Here is a 2,328-nt window from a genome sequence, read left to right as displayed (position 1 = left end):
CCGATGAGCACGACCGCCAGGTCGCGGGCGCGGCGGCTGCGCAGCAGGGACGCGGCCGCGGTCGTCGTGGCGCGGGAGGCCGCGACCGCGGTGAGGGTCGCCACGACGGCGCAGGGCGCGGCGAGCACCGCGGCCGGCAGGGACCGCGACCAGGTGACCGCGGTGAGCAGCCCCAGCACGAGGGTCACCACGCCGGGCACGCCGATGAGCCCGGCCAGCAGCAGGCCCGTCACCAGCGGCCGGCGGCGCACCGCGAACGTCGCGAAGCGGCTCGGGTCGAGCGTCTCGTCCACCCCGAACGCGACGAGCGGCACGAGCGCCCAGCCGAGCACCGCGAGCGCACCGGCACCGACGACGACGTCGGCGGCCACGGCCACGGGCTGCCCGCGCAGCAGGACCAACCCGGCGCCGGCGAGCCCCACGACCCACAGCCCCCACAGCCCGCCGAGGACGAGGGCGACGATCTGCCAGGGGCTGCGGCGCAGGCCGTTGCGCAGCAGGGTCAGCTTGAGGCGGACGAGGTGCGCAACCACGCGAGGCTCCCTGTGACGTCGGACCGGCCACCCACGAGGTCCACGAAGCGCTGCTCCAGCGAGCCGCCGGCGCGGACCTCGTCGAGGGTGCCGGCGGCCAGCACCCGCCCGGCGCTGACGACGGCGACGTGGTCGCACAGCCGCTCCACCAGCTCCATGACGTGGCTGGACAGCACCACGGTGCCGCCGCCGGCGACGAAGCCGGCGAGGATCTCCCGGATCGTGGCGCCGCTGACGGGGTCCACGGCCTCGAACGGCTCGTCGAGCACGAGCAGGCGGGGGGCGTGGACGAGGGCGCAGGCCAGCGCGACCTTCTTCGTCATGCCCGCGGAGTAGTCCACGACGAGGGTGTCGCGGGCCTCGGCGAGCCCCAGCGCGGTGAGCAGCTCGGCGGCGCGCTCCTCGGCGACGGCCCGCTCCAGGCCGCGCAGCAGCCCGGCGTAGCGGACGAGCTCGCGGCCGGTGAGCCGGTCGAAGAGGCGCACGCCGTCGGGCAGCACCCCCAGGCGGCGCTTGCCCTCGACGGGGTCGCTCCACAGGTCGCGCCCGAGGACGAGGGCGCGGCCGGTGTCGGGGCGCAGCAGACCGGTCGCCATGGACAGCGTGGTGGTCTTGCCGGCGCCGTTGGGCCCCACGAGGCCATAGAAGGAGCCGGCGGGGACCACGAGGTCGAGGGCGTCGACGGCGAGCTTGTCCCCGAAGCGCTTGGTGAGGCCCTGCAGCACGAGCGCTGCGGGAGGGTCGGGCGGCCGCTGCTCCACGCTTCCTCCTCCGGTGGGTGGGCCCCGAGGCTAACCGCGGGTGCGGGCGGGGTCGTCGGCCGATCGGTGCCGGACCGGCGCGACGGACGGAGCACCCCGGCGCGGGGCCCGCGACCCGACCCGCCACCCGCCCCGGGTCGCCCGCGAGGCGGCCGGACGGCTCGTAGGGTGGGCGGGCGGCCGCACGGCGCGATCCGCGGGGGACGAGCGGGGGAACCAGCAGGTGGTCGACCAGCAGGCGCAGCAGGGGGCGGCCGATCCCGTCCACGACCGTCCGCGGCAGCACCGGATCCGCCCGCGCACCTGGGTCCTCGTCGGCCTCGCCGTCCTCGTCGGCGGCGGTTACACCGGTGCCGCGCTGGCGCTGGGGGGCGAGGCGCCCCGCGGGACCTCCGTCCTCGGCGTCGACGTCGGCGGGATGGATCGCGATCAGGTCCGCGACGCCGTGCGGGCGGCCGCGGCGGACCTCCAGGCCCGGCCCGTCGCCGTGCGGGTCGCCGGGGCCGGCGCCGCCACCTCCGGTGAGGTCGCGCCGTCGGCCGCCGGGCTGTCCGTGGACGCCGAGGGCACCGCCGACGAGGTCACCTCCCCCGCCTGGGAGCCCCGCGACCTGTGGGAGCACGTCACCGGCGGCACCACCGTGCGCCCCGAGGTCGACGTCGACACCACCGCGCTGCGCGGGGCCCTGCAGCCGCTGGCCGACTCCGTGGCCCTCGCCCCGGTCGAGGGCGCCGTCACGTTCGAGGTCCGCCCCGGCACCCCGGCGGTGGTGGAACCCGTCGTCGCCGAGCCGCAGGACGGCCGCAGCCTCGACGTCGCCGCCGCCGCGGACCGCGTCGCCGCCGCCTGGCCCGTCCTCGACGGCGCGCCCGTCGAGGTGGAGGCGAGGACCGAGCGGCCCTCGGTGGACGCCGCCGCGATCCGGGCCGCGGCGGACGCCGTCGCACGGCCCGCCGTCGCGGGCGACCTGGTCGTGGCCGGCGGTGGCCGCGAGGTGGTGCTCGCCCCCGCGACGTTCGCGCCGGCGCTCGCCG

The 2,328-nt window shown here is 78.4% G+C and carries 1 protein-coding gene and 2 pseudogenes; 1 reads left to right on the top strand and 2 read right to left on the bottom strand.

The features are described 5' to 3' along the window. Window positions 1-533, bottom strand: a pseudogene (locus ABEB16_RS20390) (hypothetical protein); the annotation flags it as partial. Beyond that, window positions 503-1,294: an ABC transporter ATP-binding protein gene (locus ABEB16_RS20385; RefSeq protein WP_345714021.1), complete on the bottom strand. Its 792-nt coding sequence runs from the start codon at window positions 1,292-1,294 to the stop codon at window positions 503-505. The gene ABEB16_RS20385 and the pseudogene ABEB16_RS20390, both read right to left, overlap by 31 nt. A 223-nt stretch (window positions 1,295-1,517) precedes the next feature. Here ABEB16_RS20385 and ABEB16_RS20380 point away from each other — a divergent pair. Next, window positions 1,518-2,328 (top strand): annotated as a pseudogene (locus ABEB16_RS20380) (hypothetical protein); the annotation flags it as partial.

This window comes from Kineococcus glutinatus, from assembly GCF_039542765.1.
GTDB lineage: Bacteria > Actinomycetota > Actinomycetes > Actinomycetales > Kineococcaceae > Kineococcus_A > Kineococcus_A glutinatus.
Note: the sequence above shows the minus strand (reverse complement) of the source record. Positions and strands in the feature narration are given on the sequence as shown.